Source organism: Streptomyces sp. NPDC057950 (assembly GCF_042887295.1).
In the GTDB taxonomy this organism is placed as follows: Bacteria; Actinomycetota; Actinomycetes; order Streptomycetales; family Streptomycetaceae; genus Streptomyces; species Streptomyces kaempferi.
The window spans coordinates 158291-181178 of sequence record NZ_JBHVPP010000009.1 but is presented as its reverse complement, the minus strand read 5'-3'; the positions used below and the strand labels follow the sequence as shown (position 1 = coordinate 181178).

Sequence of the window (22888 nt, the reverse complement as noted above, 5' to 3'; positions counted from 1 at the left end):
CACCGCGCCAGCCTAGATGATCGATTCCGAGGGGCCTGACGAGGGGAGCCGGGCTTCCGGCGCACATGGGCGGCTTCACACAGTCGCCCCTTCCGGCCCCACGCGGTCGTGCACGTGCTCACTCCCCCGCACGCCCCGTCAGGATCGGCGGCGGCCCGGACGAGGTTGTGTTCCAGGCGTTCGAGGGTGTGCAGGGCAGCGGTTCGCTCGTCGGCGGAGAGGCCCGCCGTGGAGAGGTCCTCCAGGTGGATCCAGACCCGCTCGACCTCGCGGCGCAGGGCATGTCTGGCCGCCGTGGGTCCGATGAGCGAGGCGCGCCTGTCGGTGGGCGAGGGGCTGCGGCGGACGAAGCCGGCCTTCTCCAGGCGCCGGACGGTGCGGGTCATCGTGGCGGCGTCGGAGTCCATCAGCCGCACCAGGTCGGCCTGCCTCTGGGGGCCGAGGTCCCACAGGTGCATCATCACCAGCTCCTGGCCCGGATGCAGGCCGATCCGGCGCAGCAGCTGTTTCAGCCGGCCGCGGCCGGCGAACCGGACGTCCCCGTGTGGCGTACGTAGCCGCTCGACCAGGCCGCCACCGCCCACCGGGACATAGAGGGCCGCCGCACCAAGGGCGAGGTCGTCCTCCTTCCCTGAACCCCCGTGCCGTCGCCCCGCCGCCGGAGCCGGCGAGGCGACGAGGCGGTTGCGTCCGCTCGGCCCGTCCGGCGTTCGGGGACGGGCGGTTCGGGCCGAAGCGCGTGTCCCGGGGGCCGGCTTGCGGCCCCCACGCACGGACGGGTCGGGCAGCGAGGGCGCGGACGAGGAAACGGCTTCGCTCCCCCGGGGCGGACCCCGGTGCAAGATGTCGCGCACGCCCACTCCTCGACTACGGTCGGCGTATGCCCATGGTCACCTCCGGATCCAGTACGCCACCGATCCCCCCGGCCGGCGCGGGAGTCGGCCCGCTGCTGCGCGGCTGGCGGGAGCAGCGTCGGGTCAGCCAACTGGAGCTGGCACTGCGGGCCGACTCCTCCGCCCGGCACATCAGCTTCATCGAGACGGGACGCTCCCGTCCGAGCGAGGAGATGGTGCTGCGGCTGGCCGAACACCTCGACGTGCCGGTGCGCGAACGCAACGCGTTGCTCCTGGCCGCCGGTTATGCCCCGCACTACCCGGAGACCCCCCTCGACGCCCCGGCGATGGAGGCGGTGCGTCAGGGCATGGAGCGGCTGATCCAGGGTTACGAGCCCTACCCGGCGCTGGTGGTCGACGCCACGTACACCGTGCTCGCCGCGAACCGGGGCGTCGCCATGTTCCTCGACGGTGTCCCCGAGTCGCTGCTCACGCCGCCACTGAACGCGATGCGGCTCACCCTGCACCCCCAGGGCCTGGCCCCGCGCATCCGCAACCTGCGGGAATGGCGTGATCGCCTGCTCGCACAGATGGAGCGTCGGATCGCCCTGCGCCGCTCCGAGCCTCTGCGCGCGCTGTACGAGGAGGTGGCCGCGTACCCGGTTCCGTCCGTGGATCCGGAGCCGGCCGACACGGAGGCCGCCGAGCCTGTCCCGTACTTCGCGCTGCCGATGCGGATCGAGCACGACGGGCGGATCCTGTCGTTCATGTCGTCCATCTCCACGTTCAACACCCCGATGGACGTGACGGTCGCCGAGCTGGCCATCGAGACGTTCCTGCCCGCCGACCCCGCTACGTTCAAGTACCTCCAGTCCCATGCGTCTTGACGAATAATCAACTATCGGTTTGAGTCGGTCGCGTCCTGTCCGACCCCATGAACGTCGCGGGGTCGCATGACACACTGCTCGGGGGGTTTCGGCGCGTGGGGAGGGTGTGGCGTGAGTGAGCGGCGGGCTGCGCCCACCGTGGGGCAAGTGGTCCTCGGGCGGCGGCTGCAGGAGTTGCGGGAGGCCACCGGTCTGCGGCGCGAAGAGGCCGCGCGCGTACTGCGGGTGGCTCCGGCGACCGTGCGCCGCATGGAGATGGCCGAGGTCGCCCTCAAGATCCCCTACCTCCAGGTGCTGCTGACCACGTACGGGGTGGCCGACGCGGAGGTCACCGCTTTCGTCGCGCTGGCCGAGGAGGCGAACCGGCCGGGGTGGTGGCAGCGGTTCCACGACGTGCTGCCGGACTGGTTCAGCATGCACGTCAGCCTCGAGGGCGCCGCCCGGATGATCCGCTCGTACGAGCCGCACTTCGTGCCCGGACTGCTGCAGACCGAGGAGTACGCGCGGGCCGTGCTGGAGGCCGGGACGGTCGGGCAGACTGGTCCGGAGGCCATCGAGCGGCATGTCACGCTGCGCATGACGCGGCAACAGCTGCTGCTGGGGCGGGAGAACCGGCCCCGCCTCTGGGTGATCATGGACGAGACCGCGCTGCGGCGGCCCGTGAGCATCCGCGGTGAGGTGATGCGCAACCAGATCGACCGGCTGCTGCGGGAGTTGGAGAGCGACGACATCACCCTCCAGGTCGCCGAGTACGCGAGCGGGCCGCATCCGGGGACGTACACGTCCTTCGCGCTGTTCCGCTTCGCGGAGCCGGAGCTGCCGGACATGGTCTACAGCGAGTACCTGACCGGCGCCGTCTATCTCGACTCGCGGCGCGAGGTGGCCACGCACCTGGAGGTCCTGGACCACATGTCGGCCCAGGCCGCCTCCGTCCCCCGCACGAAGGAGATCCTGCGGGAACTGCGGGACTTCTACTGACGGAGCCCCGGCCCGGACGGGAGGTGTGCCCGGACGGGGTCCCGGCGAGGAGGAGCACACGGCCCTGCGGCCCAGCACCCTGGCTCCCCGGCACCCCGGCTCCCCCACTCCCCGGCTCCCCGGCACCCCCGCTCCCCGGCTCCCCGGCTCCCCGGCTCCCCGGCTCCCCGGCACCAGCGTTTCCAGCGTTTCCAGCGGCTCCCCCTGCCATACGCCTAGGCCGCGCCGCCCCTCGCCTCCCTGTCGTCGTCCACGATCTCGGCGTCCACCACGCCGTCCTCCTCGGCGGCCGGGGCGTGCTCGTCGGCCGTCTCGTCCCGGGGGGTCTGCGCGGCCTGCGCGTACATCGCCTGGCCCATCCGCTGGCTCACGGAGGCCAGGTTCTCGACGCCGGCCCGCAGGGCGGTCGTGTCGTCGGCGGAGTCCAGCAGGAGTCGTTTGAGGTCGGCGATCGCGGACTCGACCTCCGGCCTGGTGCCGGGCGGTATGCGCTCGTCGTTCTCGCGGAGGAACTTCTCGGTCTGGTAGACGAGTTGCTCGGCCCGGTTGCGGGTCTCGGCGGCCTCGCGGCGCGTACGGTCCTCGTCGGCGTACTGCTCGGCCTCGCGCATCATCCGGTCGATGGCGTCCTTGGGCAGTGCGGAGCCGCCGGTGACCGTCATCTTCTGCTCGCGTCCGGTGGCCAGGTCCTTCGCGGAGACGTGCATGATCCCGTTGGCGTCGATGTCGAAGGCGACCTCGATCTGCGGGACCCCGCGCGGCGACGGCGGCAGCCCGGTCAGGTCGAAGACACCGAGCTTCTTGTTGTACGTGGCGATCTCCCGCTCGCCCTGGTAGACCTGGATGCCGACCGACGGCTGGTTGTCGGCCGCCGTCGTGAAGATCTCCGAACGGCGGGTCGGGATCGTGGTGTTGCGCTCGATCAGCCTGGTCATGATGCCGCCCTTGGTCTCGATGCCGAGCGAGAGCGGGGTGACGTCGAGGAGGAGGACGTCCTTCACGTCCCCCCGGATCACGCCCGCCTGGAGAGCCGCTCCGAGCGCCACCACCTCGTCCGGGTTGACGCCCTTGTGCGGGTCCTTGCCGGTGAGTTCGCGGACCAGGTCCGTCACCGCGGGCATCCGGGTCGAGCCGCCGACCAGGATGACGTGGTCGATCGCGGCGAGCCGCACACCCGCGTCCTTGACCGCCCGGTGGAAGGGTGTCTTGCAGCGGTCGAGCAGATCGGCGGTCAGCTCCTGGAACTGAGCACGCGTCAGTTTCTCCTCCAGGTGCAGCGGACCCTCGGCGGATGCGGTGATGTAGGGCAGGTTGACGGTGGTCTCGGAGGAGCTGGAGAGCTCGATCTTGGCCTTCTCGGCGCCCTCGCGCAGACGTTGCAGGGCCATCTTGTCGCGGCCCAGATCGATGCCGTGCGAGCCCTTGAAGCGCTGGGCGAGGTGTTCGACGATCCGCTGGTCCCAGTCGTCCCCGCCGAGCCGGGTGTCGCCGTTGGTGGCCTTGACCTCGATGACGCCGTCGCCGATCTCCAGGAGCGAGACGTCGAACGTGCCGCCGCCCAGGTCGAAGACGAGAACGGTCTGTTCCTCGCCTCGGTCGAGCCCGTACGCGAGGGCGGCGGCCGTCGGCTCGTTGATGATCCGCAGGACCCTCAGACCCGCGATCTCGCCGGCCTCCTTGGTGGCCTGGCGCTGAGCGTCGTCGAAGTGGGCGGGCACGGTGATCACGGCGTCCGTGACGTCCTCGCCGAGATACGCCTCCGCGTCCCGCTTCAGCTTCTGCAGCACGCGCGCCGACAGTTCCTGGGCTCGGTAGCGGGTGCCGTCGACGGAGCCCTGCTCCGGGAAGCGCCAGTCCGCGTCACCCATGTACCGCTTGACCGAGCGGGCGGTGCGCTCCACGTTCGTCACGGCCTGCCGCTTGGCGACCTCCCCGACGAGCACTTCGCCGTTCTTCGCGAAGGCCACCACCGAGGGTGTGGTGCGCGCGCCCTCCGCGTTGGTGACGACGGTGGGGTCGCCTCCTTCGAGGACGGCCACCACCGAGTTCGTCGTACCGAGGTCGATCCCGACCGCACGTGCCATGTCCGTCCCCTTCCGCCGGGGTGCTGCCCGGCCTCCAGCACAAAACTTGAGTGCCGTCTTGTCAATGGGGCGTGCTTCTCCGGCGGGTCCGGACACAACGGTGCCGCGGCCCCGTGGGACCGCGGCACCGTGGCGTACGGGGTGTCAGGCGAGCTTGGCGGTCAGGGTGATCGTCGTCCCCGTCAGGGCGGCGCTGACCGGGCAGTTCTTCTTGGCGTCCTCGGCCGCGGCCACGAAGCCGTCGTTGTCGAGGCCCGGTACCGTGCCCTCGACGGTGAGGTGGATGCCGGTGATGCCCTCACCGGGCTGGAACGTGACGTCGGCGTTGGTGATCAGCTTGGTGGGCGGGGTGCCCGCGCCCGCGAGGGCGTGCGACAGCGCCATGGAGAAGCAACTGGAGTGGGCGGCGGCGATCAGCTCCTCGGGGCTGGTCTTTCCGTTGGCGTCCTGCGCCCGCGACGCCCACGTCACCGGCTGCTCGCCGATGCCGGAGGAGTCGAAGGTGACGACGCCGCTGCCCTCGAGCAGGTTGCCTTCCCACACGGTGTGCGCGGTGCGCGTGGTTGCCACGATGATTCCCTTCGATGGGGCGGTGGGTCCCGTGTTCCGGGACCGTACGCACCATCCGATCACACCCGCGCGCCGCTCACCCAGAATGACGGCTCACCGCACGCGGAAGACCGGCCCCCGCGCCGTGAACGGGAGCCGCGCGCCGTCCGGGATCAGATACGCGTGCTCGCGCCGCACCCGCAGCACGTCGCACCAGCCGTCCGTGATGACCAGCACCGGTGCGCCGGGCGGGAAGTCGTCCGCCCGGTGCAGCAGGTCGACGCCGGGCTGCAGCACCGTACCGCCGCGGCCGTGCACCCGGACGCGGCCCGCGATCTCGGTGACCGGCAGATAGCCCGCGTCGTGCGGCGCGGTGTCGCAGAAGACGACGCGCGCGGCGGGTACGTCACGGGCCTCGGCGTACGAGGCGATCGCGCCCAGCGCCTTGCCGAGCAGCGTGCGGTCCATGGAGCCGGAGGTGTCGAGGACGACGCCGAAGGTGCAGCGGGCGATCTCCTCGGGCGGGAAGTACCGTCCGGCGCGCGGGATGTCGGGGGTGGATGCCTGCCGCCGTGCCGGACGCGCGTACGTCCGCACCGGCTCGGGGCGCGGTACGAACTCGTCGAACCAGCGGGCCAGCCGGGCGTCCCAGGGCAGCGGCGGGTGGCCGAGCGCGCGGATCTCCTCCACCAGACCCCCCGGCAGGAAGCCGCGCTCCTGGTACTGGTGCAGGTCGAGGCCCCTGGCCAGCCCGCGGCGGTACAGCTCGTCGAGGTCGACGTAGTCGCGCGGCGAGCCGATCGGACCGCCGAGGATGTCACCTGCGCCCTTGCCGCGCAGGGTGGACAGGCGGCGCATCCGGCGCAGGTCCGTCGCGATCCGGTCGTAGACCTCCTCCGCCGACAGATCCGTCAACCCCGGGTCGTACAGCAGTCCGTCGGGCATCGTGCCGACCTGCATCGCGCACAGCCAGCCGTTGACGACGTAGTCGCAGGCGACGTTGAAGAGGTACGGGTCGCGGGTGCCGCACCGGTCGCCGTGGCGCAGGGCGGCGTGCAGCATCTCGTGGGCGAGGACGAACCGCCATTCCTCGTCGTCGAGTTCGCGCAGCGGGTTGACGTAGATCTCGCCCGCCTCCGCGTCGACCGCCGCGACGGAGATGTCGTGGGCGCGCGCGAGTTCGGCGTCGGCGACCAGGGTGATGCCGGCCGCGATGCCACCGAGCAGCGGGTAGGAGGAGACGAACCAGCTCAACGCCCGCTCCCAGGGCTGCAGCCGGGTGGGTCCGCCGCGCATCGAGGAGCGGCGGCCGCCCGCCACGTCCAGCGCCGTGGCCACGGTGCGCGTCAGGGCGTGCGCGAAGGCGAGCTGCCAGTCCGGCGCGGTGCCGCCCTTCCAGGTGTTCCAGGGCACCAGCAGCTGGTCCGGGTCCGCGCCGGCCGTACCGCAGCGGTCGTACGCGGCCGGGATCCCGTCGCGGCGCCAGCGGGCGGCGAGCTGCTCCTCGTCGCCGCCGGGATAGGACGGCGGCAGGTCCTCGGGGGTGCTGCCGACCGGGAAGCCGAGCAGGAAGCGGTTGACCACGGCGCAGCGGGCGGCGAGATCGTGCCGGTCGGGCTGCTCGCGCGGGCCGGTCGCCGCGGGGACGTGGCCGAAGCCGAGGTGGATGACGCCGTGCGCGACCGCCCAGGCCCACTCGGCGGGTTCGGCCCGGCGGGTGGGGTGGACGTGCAGTACGCCGCCGGAGTCGACCCGGACGAGGCCCTCGCGGGGCGACGCGTCGCAGTCCTCCCGGCGGCAGGTGCTGAACCCGATGGCGGCGAGCGCGCGGTTGGCCCGGACCAGTCGCATGCCCTCCGCGAACGCCTCCCCGGCCAGGTCCTTCTTGGGCTGGTCCCGGCGGCGCGCGCGGCTCACCGGCGGGCCTCCACCAGCCGGGGCATGTCCATGGCGGCCTCGACCAGGAACCACGCGGGCAGTACGGGATTGCCGTCGGCGTCCGGGGAGATGACGCTCTGCGCAACCTCCACCGAGATCTCGGCGAGCTGCACGAGCAGCGACTTGGCGCGGAACGCGGTCTGCTGTCCTGCCGCCGAGAGGTGGTCCTTGCTCACGGGCAGCTCCTTGACCAGACGTCCGCGGAAGGACTCGGCGAGGTAGTAGAGCAGATCGCGGTCCTCGGGGCGGTGCGGCCAGCGGGCGTCGCCCTTGAGGACGGCCTCGATACCGAACCGGCTGCGCACGATCTTGACGTAGCCGCGGAAGGCGACCGCGTGCGCGGGCGTCAGCGTGCCGTGCGCGATCACGCCCAGGGTGGCCTCGTCGAGGGCGGGACCGAAGGAGTGGAGCGCGTCGGAGAGCATGTGCCAGGAACGGGGCGTGGAGAAGGGCTCCTCCGTCTTGGGCGGCTTGGACCACAGGTGGTCGGGGCGGTCGGTGAGGTGGTCCAGGACCCAGGGGTGGATGCCGTTGCCCGCGGCCCAGACCAGCCAGTCCTTCGGCGAGGCCTCCAGGTGCACATGGGCGAGGCGGTTGACGAGCGCGGAGGCGATCGGGCGGGCCAGCGCGTTGTCGGTCGCGCGGTTGCCCGCTCCGATGACGATGGATCCGGCGGGCAGCTCGTAGTTGCCGATGCGGCGGTCCAGGATCAGCGAGTAGAAGGCCTTCTGGACGTCGGGGGTCGCCGCGTTCAGCTCGTCCAGGAACAGGCAGTAGGGCTCGTCACGGGCGATCGCCTCCGGCGGGCAGAAGACGGACCGTCCGTCGCGGATCTGCGGGACACCGATGAGGTCCTCGGGCGCGAGCTGGGTGCCGAGCAGGCTCACGCACTCCAGTCCCAGCGATTCGGCGAATTCCCGCACCAGGGAGGACTTTCCGATGCCGGGAGCGCCCCAGATGAAGACGGGCCGCACGGTCGCGAGACCGAGCAGCAGCTCCGGGAGGCGGGCGGGGGTGACGGTGACGGCTGCGTGCACGCACGGACTCCTGGGAGGTGTTCGGGTGGAGCGCGCGGTCGCGCGGTGTCCGGAACGACCAGTGTGTGCGCGTGAGTCCGTCCGCCGCAGCCCATTTTCAGGCGGCGCGCCCGCTCTCGCCCGCGGGCAGCGGCACCTGGGGTCCGTCGCACTCGCGCAGCCAGCCGCGCAGGACGCGGTGCACCCGCTCGGCGCCCACCAGGTCGCCGTCGTCGTCGACCGGGTCGGACAGGTCGAGCGGCGACATCAGGAACGGATGTCCCTGGGCGCCGCCGAGTCCGCCGTGCGAGCCGATCTGCTCCTCGAAGGCGAGTACCTCGCCCTCCCCGGGGTCGTACCAGGAGTTGACCATGATGTCGGCGGTGTGCGGGAACGTGTGCGTGCGCCGTACGGCGTCGGCGGCGCCGGGGCCGAAGTCGGCGAGCGGTCCCGGGCGCGCGTCGTCGAGCGTGTCGACGGGCGCCTCCGCGCCGTGCGCGCCGATCACCAGGCCGCCGTGCTCCTCGCTGCGCACCAGCAGGAAGCCGACGCCGGGGTGGTTGGCGAGTGTCGACAGCAGCGCGGGGTGGCGGCGGTCGATCTCCTCGCGGCTCATCCGGTGCGGTACGTCCGGGAAGGAGACGAGGCCGAGGTTGCCGGAGGCCAGTACGACGGGTTCGGAGTGGCGCGAGGGGCGGTGGCGCCCGCCGCTCTCCTCGACGGGCCGGCGCAGCGCGGCCCGGACCGCCGCCCGCGCCTCGGCTCCGCTGTGCGTGCCCCGCGCCCGGCGCGGCACCGGCAGCCCGCAGCCGGCCCGGACCAGGTTGCCGAGACTGAGGCCGTAGCGGGTCAGGAAGGTCTCGCCGGGGCTCTGCCCGTGGTCCGACAGCACGACGATCCGGTAGGGCCGGGGGGCGTGTTCGGCGACCTTCTCGATCAGCGCGAGCGAGCGGTCGAGCCGCTCCAGGACCTTCTCCGTGTCCCGGCCGCGCGGCCCGGAGTGGTGCGCCACCTCGTCGTACGCCACCAGGTCCGCGTAGACCGCGTCGCGCCCGGCGAGCATGTCGCCGATCACCGCGGCGACGACGACGTCCCGCTCGACGACGGTCGCGAAGGCGCGGACCAAGGGGTACAGCCCGCCGCGCCCGACCCGCGGGCGGCGCTTCTGCAACCGGGCGCGGGTGGACTGGCCGGTCTCGCGGAACACCTCGGCGACGAAGGACATCGCCGTGCGGACGGCGTTGGCGGGGTCGGAGAAGTACGCGAAGTAACCCGAGCGGGAACGGTTCTCCCGGCCTCTGCGCGCGGCCATGGAGAGCACGAGGGCCAGCTCGTCCGCGCCGCCGCTGAAGAGATTGCCGCGGCTGGCTCCGGCGACGGTGAGCAGTCCCCCGTCGCCGGTGTACGCGATGGCCCGGCGCTGGAGTTCGGCCGCGCTGCTGGGCCGGTTGCAGACCATGACCTCGTGGCTCTCCTTCTCGTACCACCTGAAGGCCGGTATGTCGTGGTTGCTGCCGTGCAGGATGCCGAGCTGGCTGGCGCCGGTCTGGCTCGACCAGTCGGTGCGCCAGGGGGTGAGCCGGTGGGTGATGCCGAGCCACCGCGCGACGGTCGGCATGAGGCCCTTGCCCGTCGCCTCCTCGAGCACGTCGTGTCCCACGCCGTCGAGCTGGACGAAGACGACGCCGGGGGTCGAGGGACCGGCGTGGCCGTCGGACCGGTCGCGGCGGCGGGCCGCGAGCCGGTAGAGCCTGCGCCGGTAGGCGTCGTCGTCCCGGACGGCGAGAGCGGCCCCCGTGGCGGAGGCGACCGCGGACATCACGGCGGCGACGACCACGGCGGTCTCCGGCGCGGCCTCACTCTGCCCGGAGGGGTTGATGCGCAGGGCGAGCAGCAGCAGCGACCCGTTCAGGAAGAAGACGAGCAGGCCGAGTATCAGCGCGGGCACGAGCAGCAGGGCCCGTACGAGCAGCGGCCACACCAGCGACGACAGCAGACCGAAGACGCCCGCGCCGGCCGCCGCCGTGACGGCGATGCGGGTGGCGCTGTCCCCGTTGTCGGACTGCAGCTGGAAGTCGGGCAGCGCGCCGGCCAGTACCAGCATCGTGACCGTGGACACGGCCCACACCGCGATGCTCCGTCCGACCCCGCTGAGGACCCGTCGCCACCGTCCTCCACCCACGTCCTGTCCACCTCACGTCCCGGGCCCGCCCGGTCCGCGAGGCCTCCTCCCACCCTGTCACAACGGGCCGGGACGGCCGGATGTGCCCGTCCCCACGACGGCGGTGCGGTCGGGGTCGCCGGTCAGCGGCCGTCGTACCCCGCGGTCGGCATCGACAGCCGGCGGTGGACCCGGGCCTTCATCTGGGCGTCGTAGGCGGGTTCCGCGCTGCCCACCGTCTCGATCCGGACGCCCCGGCGGGCGCACTCGGCGGTGAACTCGTCGACGGAGGCGAGGGCGCGCTCCAGGACACGGTGGCTCGGCGCGACGAACAGGTCGACGAGGCCCGCCTCTACGTCGGTCCACAAAGTGCGGTGGTCGGGCCGCAGCCCCCGGACGAGAAGCTCCCGGGTGACGACGTAGCCGCGCTCGGCGGCCCAGCGGGCGCACATCGCGTGCTGGCTGCGGGAGTCGACGAGGAAGGGGTCCGCCTCGAGCTCCTCCAGGGGCGTCAGGCTCGCGATGGCCGTGACGCGCACCGTGGCCGGCACGGCGGAGGCACTGCGCGCGTTTCCCATGGCGTCCCCCTCACCTCCGGGTTTCGCCGCCGACCCTACTCCTGCCCGTAGGCTCGGGGGGAGTCGCACGAAGGAGGCAAAGAGGTGCCGGTGGAGATCACCTGGTGGGGGCACGCCACCTGCACGCTGGAGGACTCCGGTACACGCGTCGTCACGGATCCGCTCTTCGCGCGCCGGCTCGCGCACCTGCGGCGCAGGCGCGGGGCGCCGCCCCCGCCCGAGGCGGCGGCCGCGGACGTGGCGCTGGTCTCGCATCTGCACGCCGACCACCTGCACGTGCCCTCGCTGCGGCGGCTCGCGCCGGGCACGCTGGTGCTGGTCCCCGAGGGGGCGGGGCGCGCGGTGCCCGCACTGCGCAGGCTGGACCGTCTGCGGCTCACCGAAGTGGCGCCCGGGGACCGGATCGAGGTCGGTGACCTGGTGGTACGTGTCGTGTCGGCGCGGCACGACGGGCGACGGCTGCCGGTCGGACCGCACCGCTCGCCCGCGCTGGGGTTCGTGGTCGAGGGCGACGCGCGGACGTATTTCGCCGGAGACACCGGGCTGTTCGACTCGATGGCCGAGGAGGTCGGACCGGTCGACGTGGCGCTGTTGCCGGTCGGCGGCTGGGGGCCCTTCCTCGGGGAGGGGCATCTGGACGCGGGGCGGGCGGCGCAGGCGCTGGCCCGTCTGATGCCGCGCAGCGCTGTGCCGGTGCACTACGGCACGTACTGGCCGATCGGCATGGACGGTGTGCGCCCCCATGAATTCCATGCGCCGGGTGATGAGTTCGTGCGCCTGGCCGCCGAGTCCGCGCCCGAGGTGGCGGTCCACCGGCTCGACCACGGCCATAGTGTGCGGCCGGAGGTCGCGCGGTGATACCGCTGTCCGCCGCCGGCACCACCCCGGCGCTCTTCCTGTCCGCGAGGAACAGCGCCGCGACGATGTTCCTGGCCGCCACGGGCGCGGCCGTCACACCGGAGACCACGCAGCAGGCGATCGGTTATCCGTCGCTGTTCCTGCTGGTGCTGATCGGCGCGCTGGTGCCGGTGGTGCCGACGGGCGCTCTGGTGAGTTCGGCGGCCGTGGGGGCCTTCCACCAGACGGCGCCGTTCGCGCTGCTGCTGGTGTTCGCGGTGGCCTCCCTCGCCGCGTTCCTCGGTGACGTGGCGCTGTACTGGCTCGGCCGGCGGGGGATGCGATCCCGGAACGGCTCGCGCTGGCTGGAGGCGATCCGGGTCCGTGCTCCCGAGGACCGTCTCGCCCAGGCCCAGGAGAAGCTGAGCGACCACGGCGCCACCGTGCTTGTGCTGTCCCGGCTGGTCCCGGCGGGCCGCATACCGGTCATGTTGGCCTGTCTGCTGGCGAAGATGCCGCTGCGCGCCTTCGCTCGCGGCGACATACCCGCGTGCCTGGCCTGGGCGGCCACCTACCAGGTCATCGGCATCCTGGGCGGATCCCTCTTCGACGAACCCTGGCAGGGAGTGGTGGCGGCGGTCGTCCTGACGGTGGCCCTCAGCCTGGCGCCGGGCCTGTGGCGCCGGTTGCGGGGCGCCGAGCCGCGCGGGCGTCCCGGCAGGGGGACGGAGAACCCCGCGGGCGACCCGGGCAACCGCTGACGCCCCGTACTCTCGCCGACCTCGTCCCCGGCTCGCCCGCGCCGCCGCCCCCGCACCATCACCCCGCCCCCACCCCCTCAGTCCCGCCGGTGTGTCCTCACCCCAGCACCCGGGAACCCCCCACCGGCAGATCCCACAGGTCCGCCCGCTCGAGACCCGCCCGCTCCCAGGCCGCCCGCACTCTGGTCAAGGGCTCCAGCACCGGCTCCGCCGACAGCACGAACGTCCCCCAGTGCATGGGCGCCATCCGGCGGGCGCCGAGGTCGACGGCGGCCCGGACGGCCTCCTCCGGATCGCAGTGGACGTCACTGAGCCACCACCGGGGGTCGTACGCGCCGATGGGCAGCAGGGCGAGGTCGATGCCCGGATACCGCCGGCCGATGCGCTCGAACCAGTGGCCGTACCCCGTGTCCCCCGCAAAGTACACCCGTTGTCCGCCGGGCTCCGTCAGGACCCAACCACCCCACAGGGTCCGGCAGGTGTCGGTGAGACCGCGCTTGGACCAGTGGTGGGCGGGCACGAAGTCGAAGCGCACACCGTCGAGTTCGGCCGCCTCCCACCAGTCCAGCTCGGTGACACGGGTGAAACGGCGGCGCCGGAACCAGTGTCCGAGCCCGGCCGGCACGAACACCGGGGTGTGGCGCGGGAGACGGCTCAGGGTCGGGGCGTCCAGATGGTCGTAGTGGTTGTGGCTGATGACGACCGCGTCGATGTGCGGCAGCGCGCTCCAGGGCACACCGACGGGGGTGATCCGGGCCGGGGTGCCGAGGATCCGGCGGGACCAGACCGGGTCGGTGAGGACGGTGAGCCCGCCTATGTGGACCACCCAACTCGCGTGGCCCGCCCAGGAGACGGCGACGGCACGCGCGCCCACCCGGGGCAGCGGTCCCGGTTCGAACGGCAGGGAGGGGACGTCGGCGAGCCCCTCGGGCCGGGGCCGCAGCGCGCCCTCGCGGGCGAACCGGGCGAAGGCCCGCAGCCCCGGCAGCGGCGCGGTCAGCCGGTCGACGAACGATCTCGGCCAGACACGCCGCTCGCCGAGCGGTCGGGGCTCGGCGAGCGGAACGGCGGGAAGGAGCGGTACGACGGGTGGGGTGGCGGGCGAGGAACGCGCCGCCGGAGCCGGGGAGGGCGTCGGCTCGTCGGTGTCCGGTGCGCTGGTGTCGGTGCTCGTGGTCGACCGGGACTGCTGCGTCATCGAAGAGGCTCCCATCGCTGAGCGTCGTCGCGGAGATCGCCGAAGGTCGACCCCAAGAGGGTCAACGCACGTTGCACGTGTGGCAGTTCCAACGGCGAGGGTGAACTGAGGCATTCCGCCCGCTCCTCGTCGCTCGCGCCGAACAGCGGTCCCGTCCCGAGCCGCACCCGCAGCGCTCCGAGGTCGTCCCCGAAGCGGTGGCCGCCCGGCGCGGGCATGCCGAGCCGGGCGGTGAGGAAGTCCTCCAGTTCCTGCGCGTCGCCGACGCCGTGCGCGGTGAGCGCGGTGCGCAACGGGCCGAGATCCACGTACAGATGACGGCCGGCCCGGGGTGGCCGCGCGAGGGCACCCGCGCCGGTCACCGCGCGGTGCACGGCGTCGGCCGCGCGCGCGTGCAGGCGTACGGCCGCCGTGAGCCTTCCGGTGACCGCGTCCGGCTCGCCGAGCGCGTACGAGGCCGCGACGGCGACCGGTCGCGCGACGCGGGCCCCCAGCACGGTGAGCACGTCGAGGACGCGGGCGCGCAGCAGGACACCCGCGTCGGTGACCGGGAAGCGGGCCACGGCGGCGGGCCAGCCCTGCGGCAGGAAGGCCCCGGAGAGGTCCGCGATGACGGTGACCTCTTCGGGGAGCATCTCGGCGGGGCTGAGCAGCACGGTGTCGTGCGGCCGGTGCAGGGTGTCGCGCCAGGTCTCGTCGCTGACCACGTGCAGCCCCTCGGCCACGGCGGCCTCGACGGTCTCGTGGACCACTTCGGGCGGCGCGACGGTGGCCGTCGGGTCGTCGGCGACGGAGAGGACGAGCAGCCGTGGATCGCCGCCCTCGGCGCGGACCCTGCGCACCGTCTCCAGCAGCGCGTACGGGTCCGGCAGGCCGCCGCACTCCGCGGGCGTCGCCACATGGAACACGGACCGGCCCAGCAACCGCACCTGCGGCGCCCACCAGGCGGCGCACGGCCTCGGCACCAGGACGTCACCGCCGAGCGCGCCGGTCAGTGCGAGGAGCAGCGCGGGGGCGCCGGGGGCGGCGGCCATCCGGTCGCGTTCGGCGGCCAGACCACGCCGGTTCCAGTAGCCGCGGGCGGCGTCTAGGAGGCCGGGGCCGCCTCCGGGGGGCTCCGCCTCGGTGTGGTCCGCGGCGGCGGCGAGGACGGCGCGCAGTTCCGGCAGCACCGGCAGGCCCTGATCGGGGAGCGGCGGGCCGTAACGGACCGGACCGTGCCCTTCCGGAACCGTCCGCCGCATCCGTGCCTCCGCGCAGTCCGTGATGCCGTGCCCTGTCTCCGCCGCCCCTGCCGTACGCTCCGCCGCGTCGCCGTGCGTGATCCGCTTCGGTGACTCCGTACCCACGCTTCGGTGCCGCCATGGGCGGCCGCCGGGTCGCGCCCGTCACATCGTCAGCGGCCGGCGGACAGCCGCTCGCGGCACAGACGGTGGGCGGCCGCGCTGAGGGCGCCCGCGATGAGAAGTGCTCCGACGATCAGGGCCGGGACGGATTCGGTGTAGGCACCGCCCTCACCCGCCTCCACCCCGTGCTGGGCGCCCGAGGGGCGGTCCGTGTCGTCCGCGCCGTCGTGACCGGTGCCCTGAGGGGTGTCGCCGCGTCCTGCGCCTTGCGGATGGTCCGCGGCGTTGTCGTGAGGCGCGGACTGGGCGGCGCCGGACGCGTGGTCGCGGCCCCCGCCACCTGGACGGTCCTGACCGCCTTCACGAGCGGGACCCGGGGGAACGTCCTGACCGCCCTCCCGAGCGGTACCGGGAGGTACGCCCTGACCACTTTCCGGGACGGTAACCGGGGGTACGTCCTGGGCAGCCTCGCCGACCGCGTTCTCCGGGGCGACCGGGGCGCTGTCACGTGCCGTTGCGGGAGGAACATCCCCGACGCCCTCACGGGCCGGGGTCCCGGGAACGGCCGGGGCGCTGTCGGGAACGACACCCGCGAGCGGGTCCTGGACGCCCTCACCCGCGGTGCTCCCGGGAACGACCGGGACGTCGCCCGGAGCCTGCCCGGGAGCGGCCGGCGCGCCCGCCGCCCCTGGAATGACCGGAACGCCGTCCCGGCCCGTCCCCGGAGCGACCCCCTTGGAGGCACCCTCGCCGGTAGTGCCCCCGGGGGTGACCGGGACGTCGCGTGGAGCTTCCCGAGGGGCGACGGGGGCCGCACTCGGGCCGACTTCGCGAGGAACGACCGAGACCGCGCCCGGAGCGCCTTCCCGACGGGCCGCCGGGGCCGCACTCGAAACCCCCCGAGGAACGACCGAGACCACACCCGGCCCGGATTCGCCGGGAACGACCGAGACCACACCCGGAGCGCCTTCCCGACGGGCCGCCGGGGCCGCACTCGAAACCCCCCGAGGAACGACCGAGACCACACCCGGCCCGGATTCCCCAGGGACGGCCGAGGCCACACTCGCGACCTCCCCGGGAACGACCTCCCCAGGAACGACCGAGACCACACCCGGGCCGGATTCCCGAGGGACGGCCGGGGCCGCACCCACGATCTCCCGAGGAACGGCCGACGTCTCGCGCGGGGTCTCCCCGCGAACGCCGGCGGCCTCACCGGGAACCTCGTGAGACGTACCGTGCGCGGCGCCTGGGGCGTCGCGAGTCACGCTGTACGGGGCCTTCCACGGTCTCGCACGGCCGCCCTGCGCACCGGGACACACGCCCTCGGCAGCCCGCTCACCGACTCCGCCCGAGGCGTCGGGACCCGCCGCACGGCTCGCGTCGCCGATGCGGCCGCCCGAACCCCCGCGCTCAGGAGCACGGGACGGAACGGGGGCCGGAGCACGGGACGGAACGCGGGCCGGAACGCGGGCCGGAGCACGGGACGGCACGCGAGCCGTGCCGCGGTAGGTGACGGTCTTCTTGTCCGCGCCGTCGCTCACCCGGCGCAACCGGACCTCCCACCCCGCGAAGTCGGCGGAGCGGGAGGAGCGGGCGTCGACGAACTCGGGGGCCGCGCCGCCCGTCGCGTCACAGGAGACGGAGACGGTGACGAGTTCACCGGGTCTCACGGAGCGCGGCACGACCTGGGCGCCCGGATCCGCGGACGCGGCCGAGGCGGCCGCGCCCAGCGCGGTACAGGCCAGGGCGGTGGCGGACAGCACACGGGCGGTACGGCGCATCGGCTGGGCTCCTTCGGAACGGCTCCGTCTGAAGGGGCACGGCCGTCGTGCTCCCCGAGCCCATCACAGCCCGCCCGGCCCCGGGGCGCGCGCGGCCGGACACCATTCGCGGGACGGCGGCACCCGAGCGGGTGACAACGGCGAGGCGCTCGTCAGTCGGTCGGGGAGGGAGCGGTCCGAGATGACGCGCATCTCCCGTTCCAGACCGCGGCCACGCCTGGCCACGACGGCCGAGGCCACGTCGGCCAGTTTGCGCTGGCTCCCCTGCGAGATGCGGCGCAGCACGCCGAAGGCCGCGTCCGCGTCGCAGCCCAGTACGTGCATGACGATGCCGCACGCCTGGTCGACCAGCGGCCGGGTGCGCAGCGCGGCACCGAGCTGGTCGAGCTCGGCCAGCGCGGCACGGTAGGAGCGGTCACGGACGAGGCAGGTCACGGCGAGCTCGCCGAGTGCGCGGGCGGGGCCGTGCGGGGCGTCCTCCAGGGCGCCCGGCCGGAAGCTGTACAGGCTGAGGGTGACGGTCAGCCCGGAGCGCCGGAAGGGGATCGTGACGGTGGAGCGCACCCCCGAGTCGAGGGCCAGGGCGCGGTAGGCGGGCCAGCGCTCCTCGTGCAGCAGGTCCGCCGAGTCGACGGGCTCCCCGCGTTCCAGCGCGGTGGGGATCGGGCCGTCGCCGGAGCGCAGCTGGACGGACACGAGTCCGGCGAGGTCGGGGTGGGTGACGGCGGCGGACCGGTCGGCGGCGCCCTCGGAGACCACGCAACTGGCGCCGCAGCAGTCGGTGGCGCACCGGACCGCCCGGTCCGCCAGTTCCGACAGCCGCCTGCCCGGAAGTGTCGACTCCGCCGATTCCGTTCCCAGTTGGCCGAGTTGACCGGTGTCCGCCATGTTCGCGCCTCCTCTCTCCGCGCCTTCCCGCTCCCCCGCACGGAAAACGACTCGGCCGGACACACCCCGCCCACACCCGGAACCTGTCCTTCGGGTTACGTTCATCGCATGGCGCACACGGACGAATTCGGTGAAGAACTCGCGGATTTCGTGCGCCGCGTCTCGGAACTCAAGGCGGCGCGTTCCGTACCGGCCGACGCCCTGCCGACGGTGCTCGACGCGGCGATCTTCGAACTCGACCATGTGGCGGGCCGGTTGTGGCCCCGGTACGAGCGGCTGTCCTCCGGCGGCCCGGCCGCGGTGGCCCCGGTCGACCGCCAGGAACAGCAGCTCCTCAAGGCCCTCTTCCAGCGGGTGCCGGTGCCCGTCGCACTGGTGGACCGCGAGACGGTGGTCCGCAGGATGAACTTCGCGGCGGCCGACTTCACCGGTGTCCGGGCCGGCTACGCCACCGGCCGGCCGCTGTCCGGGTTCCTCGCGCACGGCGACCGCGCCGCGTTCCGCTCGCAGGCCGCGGCGGTGGCGCGCGGGGAGGGCGACCGCAGTCTCACCGTGCACCTCCAGCAGCACCCCTCGGTGCCGGTACGGGTGACGCTGACCGCCCTGCGCCCCAACGGCGAGCCGCGCACCGCCGTCCTCGTCGTGCTGCAGCCCGCGGGGTCCCGGGCGCCGTCGGACGAACGGGTGCCGGACCCGGTGCCGGACCTCACCGGGACGACCCGGCACGCGGCGCTGATGGACCTGGTGGACGCCATGACCACGGCGCTGCTCGGCGGACCGGCCGTGGCTCCGTCCGCGGTACTGGCACGGGCGGCCGCTGTGCTGCACGGGAGGTTCGCGGACTGGGTGGTGGCCGACACGGGTCCCGGGCGGCTGTCGCGTACGACGGTGCTCGCCCCGCCGAGGACACCGAGGGAGCGAGTGCCGTGGCCGGGCAGGATCCCGCCGCGTGTCCTCTCGTCGTCGAGGCCACGCGCGGCGGATCGACGGCGCTCCAGGTGCGTGCGGCCGACCCGGACGCCTTCGGCCGTGACACCTCGGGCGCCCCCGTCCTCGTCCGCGCGAACGTGACCTCGCTGCTGTGCGTCCCCCTGGTCCGCGGGGCCGGCCCCGCGAGCGGAGTTCTGACGCTGTTCCGCGGTGGCGGCCGCCTCGCCTTCTCGATGGCGGAGGCCCAGGCGATGGACATGATGTCCCGTCACATCGCCCTGGCCATGCACCGCGTGTGACACACCGGGGCGACGCGTCCGCCGGACGCGTGCGGGTCCACCGGACACGTGCGGGTCCACCGGACACGTGCGGGTCCACCGGACACGTGCGGGTCCACCGCACGCGTGTGGATCCGCGTGCCGGACCGCTTCACCCGCACCTGCCCACCGCCGTGTCCGGCCGGACCGCGACCGGTGGACCGGTCACGCCGCGTCGCGCAGGACCTGGTTCCGCAGCCGCGCGCAGCAACGGCTGATCAGCCGGGAGACGTGCATCTGCGAGATGCCGAGCTGCTCGGCGATGCTGCTCTGGGTCATGTCGCCGAAGAACCGCATGTAGAGGATGGTGCGTTCGCGCTCGGGCAGGGCCCGCAGCCGGGGCTTGACGGCCTCGCGGTCGATCACGACGTCGAGGGCCGGGTCGGCCGAGCCGATGCCGTCGCTCAGCGAGTACCCGTCGTCGCTGCCCCGGAGTTCGGCGTCGAGGGAGAGCGCGCTGAAGCTCTCCAGCGCCTCCAGGCCGGCCCGGACGTCCTCCTCGCTCATCCGGGCGTGCGCGGCGATCTCGGCGACGGTGGGCCCGTGACCCGAGACGGTCCCCGACAGTTCCTGCTGGGCGAACCGCACACGGTTGCGCAGGTCCTGGACCCGGCGCGGCACATGGACGGTCCACATGTGGTCGCGGAAGTGGCGCTTGATCTCGCCGGTCACGGTCGGCACGGCGTAGCTCTCGAAGGCGTTCCCGAGTTCGGGGTCGTACCGGTCGACGGCCTTGACCAGGCCGAGCGCCGCCACCTGCCGCAGATCCTCCAGGTTCTCACCACGATTGCGGAAGCGGCCCGCGAGCCGGTCCGCCATGGGCAGCCAGGCCTCGACGATTTCCTCGCGGAGTGCGTCGCGCGCACTCCCCGCGGGGAGTGCGGCAAGCCTGCGGAACGCCTCCGTGGTGTCGGGGGCGTCGTCGTGCGGGTGGCGTTTCGCGCTCACTCGGTTTCCCATGGTGCGTCGCAACTCCCTTGAAAGTGCCTTGGGTTGGACGGTCACCGTGGGAGCGCGGGGCGCGCCGGACAGGCACACCCGTGGCGAGAACCTGACGGCTCCCACGGACGTGCCTCCTGTCCGAAGCACTGAAATTCCGCCTGCCCCTGCGCAGTCGGGACAAACCCCTGACGCACCAAGCGGGTTGATACCTGTCTGCCGGGCATGGGCCGCGGTCCCGGGGGTACTGCTGAGGCACCCGCATCCCCGGGGGCCGAGAACCCGGCGAGGGTCCACGGCCCTGTCCGATGCGTGCGGGAGGTGCGGTCAGCCCGCGGAGCCGGCCGTCGCGAGGACCTCGCGGAGTCAGCCCGTGTCGGGACGTCACCGTGTCGGCTCGTGTCGGGACGTCACCGTGGCGGTCCGTGTCGGGACGTCCCCGTGGCGGTCCGAGTCGAGACGTCCCCGTGGCGGACGTCGCCGTGGCGGCCCCCGTCGGGGACGTCGCGGTGTCCGAGTTCCCCGGCTCGGCGCTCACCGGCATCAGCCGTGCCGGGCCGCACACGGGGGGGCCGGACTCGGCGACGGTGTCAGTGCCGGCGCCGGAGCGGCGCGGGTCCGGTCGCGGGTGCGAGGGGAGCGACCGGGCCCCCGCCGGGGACGCCGTCCGGAGCGTTCAGACGGCTCCGCCGAAGACCCGGTCGCGGGCGCCGTCACGGGTCCGGCCCGGGGCCACCGGGCGGCGCGGGTGGCGACGCAGGTACTCGCCCTCCAACTGGGCCATGCGCACGTTGTGCGTCCGCAGCGCGTCGTTCGAACCGTGGAGCAGCGTGTCGTGGCGCGTCCGGTGGATCGTCTCCAGCTCTCTCATCAGCTGCTGGTCGTCCAGCCGGTCCGGGTCGACTCCGGTCATGGTGGTACCCCGCTCGTCGTGTCCTGCGGCGCGGTCCGGGTGCCCGCCGGGCACCCACTCCCGCGAGCGGCACCCGGGCGGCGTCCGGGAGGGAACCATGGATCTCGCCGCCCTCCCTCCACTCTACGAACATCCGGGGAAGCGGGCATTCCACGGGCGTCCCGGGCCCTGTCTAGCGGGCGCGCTCCACGCGCCGCTCGTCCCAGACCGGCTCCGCCGTCTCCCGGATCCGTCCGTCGGAACCGAAGACCAGGTAGCGGTCGAAGGAGCGGGCGAACCAGCGGTCGTGGGTGACCGCGAGGACCGTCCCCTCGTACGCCTCCAGGCCCTCCTGGAGTGCCTCCGCCGACTCGAGGTCGAGGTTGTCGGTCGGCTCGTCCAGCAGCAGGGCGGTGGAGCCCTCGAGCTCCAGCAGCAGGATCTGGAAGCGGGCCTGCTGGCCGCCGGACAGCTTCTCGAACCGCTGCTCGGCCTGGGCGGTCAGTTCGTAGCGGCGCAACCGGGACATCGCGGCGCCACGGTCCTGGGAGTGCTCGCTCCACAGGATGTCCAGGAGCGTGCGCCCCTGCAGCTCGGGATGGGCGTGCGTCTGCGCGAAGTGTCCCGCGACGACCCTCGCGCCGAGTTTCCACGCGCCGGTGTGCGCGACGGTGTCCCCGGCGAGCAGACGCAGGAAGTGCGACTTCCCGGAGCCGTTGGAACCGAGCACCGCGACGCGCTCGCCGTAGAAGACCTCCAGGTCGAAGGGGTTCATCAGACCGGTGAGCTCGAGCCCCTGGCAGGTGATGGCCCGCACACCGGTCCGTCCGCCGTGCAGCCGCATCCTGATGTCCTGCTCGCGCGGCGGCTCAGGCGGCGGGCCGGCCTCCTCGAACTTCCTCAGCCGGGTCTGCGCGGCCTGGTAGCGGGACGCCAACTCATGGCTGATGGAGGCGGCCTGACGCAGGTTCAGCACCAGCTTCTTCAACTGGGCGTGCTTCTCGTCCCAGCGCCTGCGCAGTTCCTCGAAGCGGGCGAAGCGCTCCTGGCGGGCCTCGTGGTACGTCGCGAAGCCGCCGCCGTGCACCCAGGCGTCGGCACCGGCCGGGCTGGGCTCGACGCTGACGATCTTCTCGGCGGCGCGCGCCAGCAGCTCCCGGTCGTGGGAGACGAACAGAACGGTCTTGCGGGTCTCCTTGAGCCGCTCCTCCAGCCAGCGCTTACCGGGTACGTCGAGATAGTTGTCCGGCTCGTCGAGGAGCAGGACCTCGTCGGTGCCGCGCAGCAGGGCTTCGAGCACCAGCCGCTTCTGCTCACCGCCGGACAGTGTCCGCACCTGACGCCACTGCGCCTTCTCGTACGGGACGCCGAGCGCGGCCATGGTGCACATGTCCCAGAGCGTCTCGGACTCGTATCCGCGCACCTCGGCCCAGTCGGACAGGGCCTGCGCGTAGCGGAGCTGGGAAGCCTCGTCGTCGACGGTCATGAGATCGTGCTCGGCGGCGTCCACGGCCTTCGCGGCCTGCCGGATGCGGGGCGGTGCCACGGACACGAGCAGGTCCCGTACGGTCGTCTCGTCCCGTACCGAGCCGACGAACTGACGCATCACACCGAGGCCGCCACCGACGGTGACGGTCCCCCCGTGCGGCTTCAGCTCCCCCGAGATCAGCCGGAGCAGCGTGGTCTTGCCGGCTCCGTTGGGACCGACCAGGGCGACGACGGCCCCTTCCCCCACCCGAAACGACACGTCGCCGAGCAGCGCCCTCCCGTCGGGAAGGTAGTACTCAAGGTGTGCGGCTTCGAGGTGTCCCATGGTGAGGCATTCTCCGTGGAGGCGGGGCCGCCCGGCAAACCCATATCCGACGGGGTGGGCCACTCCACATCCCCGCGCGCCCGGCCGGGCCCGGAACCACGCCCCGGCCCCGCACGCGGCGCACCCGCGATTCCGGGGTCCGCGGCCCGGCCGGGGGCGTCG

At 73.4% G+C, this 22888-nt stretch carries 18 protein-coding genes and 1 pseudogene; 6 read left to right on the top strand and 13 right to left on the bottom strand.

What is annotated here, in order from left to right:
• Positions 1-131 precede the first annotated feature (131 nt).
• Positions 132-569: pseudogene (locus tag ACFVTC_RS17220) on the bottom strand (MarR family winged helix-turn-helix transcriptional regulator); the annotation flags it as partial.
• 311 nt (positions 570-880) lie between these two features.
• On the opposite strand from ACFVTC_RS17220, the gene ACFVTC_RS17215 reads away from it, so the two are divergent.
• Positions 881-1720 (top strand): helix-turn-helix domain-containing protein, encoded by an 840-nt coding sequence (locus tag ACFVTC_RS17215; RefSeq protein ID WP_390127666.1) that lies wholly within the window; start codon positions 881-883, stop codon positions 1718-1720.
• A gap of 111 nt (positions 1721-1831) precedes the next feature.
• Positions 1832-2698, top strand: a complete 867-nt coding sequence (locus ACFVTC_RS17210; protein WP_390127664.1) for a helix-turn-helix domain-containing protein — start codon at positions 1832-1834, stop codon at positions 2696-2698.
• A 215-nt stretch (positions 2699-2913) separates the two neighbouring features.
• On the opposite strand, the gene dnaK is transcribed toward ACFVTC_RS17210, so the two are convergent.
• The 6 genes from dnaK to ACFVTC_RS17180 all read right to left on the bottom strand — a co-directional run bounded on the left by dnaK (position 2914) and on the right by ACFVTC_RS17180 (position 11024).
• The gene (gene dnaK, locus ACFVTC_RS17205; RefSeq protein WP_390127662.1) at positions 2914-4782 is read right to left on the bottom strand and encodes a molecular chaperone DnaK; all 1869 of its coding nucleotides are present in this window, start codon (positions 4780-4782) and stop codon (positions 2914-2916) included.
• 144 nt (positions 4783-4926) lie between these two features.
• Positions 4927-5352, bottom strand: coding sequence for an OsmC family protein (locus tag ACFVTC_RS17200; protein WP_329320403.1), 426 nt, complete (start codon positions 5350-5352; stop codon positions 4927-4929).
• 93 nt (positions 5353-5445) lie between these two features.
• Entirely contained in the window at positions 5446-7182 is a 1737-nt protein-coding gene (locus ACFVTC_RS17195) for a hypothetical protein (protein ID WP_390127887.1), read from the bottom strand.
• Between the two features lie 62 nt (positions 7183-7244).
• Positions 7245-8306 (bottom strand): ATP-binding protein, encoded by a 1062-nt coding sequence (locus ACFVTC_RS17190; protein ID WP_390127660.1) that lies wholly within the window; start codon positions 8304-8306, stop codon positions 7245-7247.
• Positions 8307-8403: 97 nt separating this feature from the next.
• On the bottom strand, positions 8404-10467 hold the full coding sequence (locus tag ACFVTC_RS17185) for a phage holin family protein (RefSeq protein ID WP_390127658.1): 2064 nt from the start codon (positions 10465-10467) through the stop codon (positions 8404-8406).
• A gap of 122 nt (positions 10468-10589) precedes the next feature.
• Positions 10590-11024: a hypothetical protein gene (locus ACFVTC_RS17180; RefSeq protein ID WP_168530944.1), complete on the bottom strand. Its 435-nt coding sequence runs from the start codon at positions 11022-11024 to the stop codon at positions 10590-10592.
• A gap of 84 nt (positions 11025-11108) precedes the next feature.
• Here ACFVTC_RS17180 and ACFVTC_RS17175 point away from each other — a divergent pair, with 84 nt between their 5' ends.
• Both ACFVTC_RS17175 and ACFVTC_RS17170 read left to right on the top strand, forming a co-directional pair.
• Positions 11109-11882, top strand: a complete 774-nt coding sequence (locus ACFVTC_RS17175) for an MBL fold metallo-hydrolase (protein ID WP_390127656.1) — start codon at positions 11109-11111, stop codon at positions 11880-11882.
• 65 nt (positions 11883-11947) lie between these two features.
• On the top strand, positions 11948-12622 hold the full coding sequence (locus tag ACFVTC_RS17170; protein ID WP_390127885.1) for a DedA family protein: 675 nt from the start codon (positions 11948-11950) through the stop codon (positions 12620-12622).
• A 97-nt stretch (positions 12623-12719) separates the two neighbouring features.
• Here the strand turns inward: ACFVTC_RS17170 and ACFVTC_RS17165 are convergent, their stop codons facing one another.
• The 3 genes from ACFVTC_RS17165 to ACFVTC_RS17155 form a co-directional block, all read right to left on the bottom strand.
• Positions 12720-13820: an MBL fold metallo-hydrolase gene (locus ACFVTC_RS17165; RefSeq protein ID WP_390127655.1), complete on the bottom strand. Its 1101-nt coding sequence runs from the start codon at positions 13818-13820 to the stop codon at positions 12720-12722.
• Positions 13817-15064, bottom strand: coding sequence for an aminotransferase class I/II-fold pyridoxal phosphate-dependent enzyme (locus tag ACFVTC_RS17160; RefSeq protein ID WP_390127883.1), 1248 nt, complete (start codon positions 15062-15064; stop codon positions 13817-13819). Before ACFVTC_RS17160 ends, ACFVTC_RS17165 begins: the two co-directional genes overlap by 4 nt.
• A gap of 1946 nt (positions 15065-17010) precedes the next feature.
• On the bottom strand, positions 17011-17835 hold the full coding sequence (locus tag ACFVTC_RS17155) for an ANTAR domain-containing response regulator (RefSeq protein ID WP_390127653.1): 825 nt from the start codon (positions 17833-17835) through the stop codon (positions 17011-17013).
• 108 nt (positions 17836-17943) lie between these two features.
• Here ACFVTC_RS17155 and ACFVTC_RS17150 point away from each other — a divergent pair, with 108 nt between their 5' ends.
• Both ACFVTC_RS17150 and ACFVTC_RS17145 read left to right on the top strand, forming a co-directional pair.
• The gene (locus ACFVTC_RS17150) at positions 17944-18906 is read left to right on the top strand and encodes a PAS domain-containing protein (protein ID WP_390127651.1); all 963 of its coding nucleotides are present in this window, start codon (positions 17944-17946) and stop codon (positions 18904-18906) included.
• A complete protein-coding gene (locus ACFVTC_RS17145) occupies positions 18903-19064 on the top strand; it encodes a hypothetical protein (protein WP_390127649.1) in 162 nt (53 codons plus the stop codon). The genes ACFVTC_RS17150 and ACFVTC_RS17145 overlap by 4 nt, the downstream gene beginning before the upstream one ends.
• A gap of 183 nt (positions 19065-19247) precedes the next feature.
• Here ACFVTC_RS17145 and ACFVTC_RS17140 read toward each other — a convergent pair whose 3' ends face one another.
• The 3 genes from ACFVTC_RS17140 to ACFVTC_RS17130 all read right to left on the bottom strand — a co-directional run bounded on the left by ACFVTC_RS17140 (position 19248) and on the right by ACFVTC_RS17130 (position 22726).
• On the bottom strand, positions 19248-20042 hold the full coding sequence (locus tag ACFVTC_RS17140) for an RNA polymerase sigma factor SigF (protein WP_390127647.1): 795 nt from the start codon (positions 20040-20042) through the stop codon (positions 19248-19250).
• 655 nt (positions 20043-20697) lie between these two features.
• Positions 20698-20934, bottom strand: a complete 237-nt coding sequence (locus ACFVTC_RS17135; protein ID WP_168530938.1) for a DUF6158 family protein — start codon at positions 20932-20934, stop codon at positions 20698-20700.
• Positions 20935-21106: 172 nt separating this feature from the next.
• Positions 21107-22726, bottom strand: a complete 1620-nt coding sequence (locus tag ACFVTC_RS17130; protein ID WP_390127644.1) for an ATP-binding cassette domain-containing protein — start codon at positions 22724-22726, stop codon at positions 21107-21109.
• Positions 22727-22888: the final 162 nt, after the last annotated feature.